The organism is Bartonella sp. ML70XJBT, assembly GCF_028618425.1.
Classification (GTDB): Bacteria; Pseudomonadota; Alphaproteobacteria; order Rhizobiales; family Rhizobiaceae; genus Bartonella.
Genome location: NZ_JAQISX010000069.1, coordinates 1 through 2,155, shown reverse-complemented (window position 1 = coordinate 2,155; position 2,155 = coordinate 1). Strand labels below are relative to the sequence as shown.

Below are 2,155 nucleotides of genomic sequence, written 5' to 3'. Positions count from 1 at the left end.
AAGGGATTTTGATAACGTAATCAGTTTTCATTTTCATATGCTTTTCATAAAGCACGTTTTAATCACTCACTAAAATGATCACTTTTGTCAGTTCAATTTACTGACACATAACTGACAAATATATATTATGAGTTGAATTTATGGGGTGAATCTTAATAAGGGTTGTATCATTAAAATGCTAACCTATTGAAAAATAATGTTTTTAATTTACTCTCATTTTAAAAAAATACTCTAGGGTCTAAAAACAACTGACTAAACTGACAAAAATGACAAAAGTCTATTAAAAGGGATTTTGCTAATCTCTATAGTTATCAATCTCTCTTTAGATGTTTTCATAAAAAGCAATAAATCACAATTATCCTATTTATCGTTTCTCTTATGAAAATGAAAAATAATGCCATGGCTATAAAGAAGATAACAGCTATAAAGCACGCGTGAAAAAAGCAGGCTTTCATAATCATAATGCAAATTAATGGATTGCTTATAAAGATAAGCCCTATAAAAGCTATTAAGTTGCAAATGTGTTATAAAAGAAATTAACAGAAATATTTAAAAACCATTTAGTGAAAAAATAGATACGTTATAAAGTTAAAAATACGCATTATGAGAGCGTTTTTAAATATTATAAATGTATAGATTCAAAAAATAACGCAATCGTTTAAGAAAGCCCATAATATAGCTTTAAAATCATATAAATACAAAAGAAGCGCTTGATAAGCATATGACAAATATATACACATAATGCATTTAAAAAAACATAAAAAATATCAAAAAAGATAAAATAATAATTGACAATAAATACGTATTTTGTTATATAAATAATCAAGTGATGAAAAACACTTTTGATAAGCGGGTAGATCACGATAAGGTCTTTCCCAATACATTAAAAAAACTGACTGTCTTTTATGTGTTAATTAGCATATAATGACTCTGTCGGGTGTGCTTACACCATAGAATACCTTTATAGGAAAAATGTAAGCAACGGACTTATCACCGTGTTTTTCAACACCCGGCGCCCTTATGGGCTGTCAATTGAAAAACAATTTTATGATAAGGATTTAGTTATGAAAACTACATCAAAAAACACCCCCGTTATTTCTTCTATTTTAAATGAAACCGCATCTAATAATAAACAAGAGCCTGCAAAAAAATATGAATTTATTGATGATTGTGAATATATCGATGGTCATTTCTTAAAGCGAATTAGAGCATTAAGAGATTTTGATGATGTCAAAAAAGGCGACCTCGGGGGCTATATTGAAAAGGAAGATAACCTCTCTCATGAGGGCAATTGCTGGGTGTATGATAAAGCACGCGTCTTTCAAAACGCTCGGGTTTCTGAGAATGCAAAAGTTAAAGGCTTTTTTGTTGACGTCTATGGCGATGCTAAAATTTATGGAAATGCTATTTTTCAAGGCATGGCAATAAATGATTATTGTGAGGTCTATGGCAATGCTCATGTTGAAAATGCTGTTATAATTGAAGGCAATGTTAAAATTTATGATAACGCCCGTGTAAGTGGTCATGCTCATATTTCTGATATGTCTGTTATTTGTGATGATGCTCATGTCGGAGGCAATGCAAAAATAAGCGATGGTGCTTATATCTGTGATCATTCTTATGTTATTGATGATGCCGTGGTTTGTGGTTCTTATGTATCAGGCTCTTCTTGTGTTCATAGTGCTGCCTCTTTAACAGAAGATGATCAAATTCATGATGAGGCAATTCCAAGATTTGGTAGTGATGATGATTATTACCGTCATGAATATTATGACGAGGCAATGTAATTAACACTAGGCGGTGCGGGGGCGCCTGCTTTCTAACCAAATTCTTTCATTCAAAAATTAAATCTTCTTATAAAGGAATTGTGCCATGCAAAAGAAATTTGCACTCACAAATGAGACACGTGTATTAAATAATCAAACTCTTTATCGCATTAAAGCATTAAGAGACTTTGCTGATGTAAAGGCTGGCGATTTAGGTGGTTTTATTGAAAGTGAAAACAACCTTTCTCATGATGGCAATTGTTGGGTATATGATAATGCTCTTGTTTTAAATCCTGCCTATATTTATGAAAATGCAAGGGTTTCTGATAAGGCTATTATTATGGGCTTTGTTTATGGCAATGCGCATGTTTGTGACCGCGCCCGCGTTT

1 protein-coding gene and 1 pseudogene are annotated in these 2,155 nt (G+C 31.9%); both read left to right on the top strand.

Annotation, left to right across the window (positions count from 1 at the left end; genetic code table 11):
• Positions 1 to 1,064 precede the first annotated feature (1,064 nt).
• Positions 1,065 to 1,787 carry a hypothetical protein gene (locus tag PVV65_RS09525; protein ID WP_273789996.1) on the top strand — a complete coding sequence of 241 codons (723 nt, stop codon included), beginning with the start codon at positions 1,065 to 1,067 and terminating at the stop codon, positions 1,785 to 1,787.
• A gap of 85 nt (positions 1,788 to 1,872) precedes the next feature.
• A pseudogene (locus tag PVV65_RS09520) lies at positions 1,873 to 2,155 on the top strand (hypothetical protein); the annotation flags it as partial.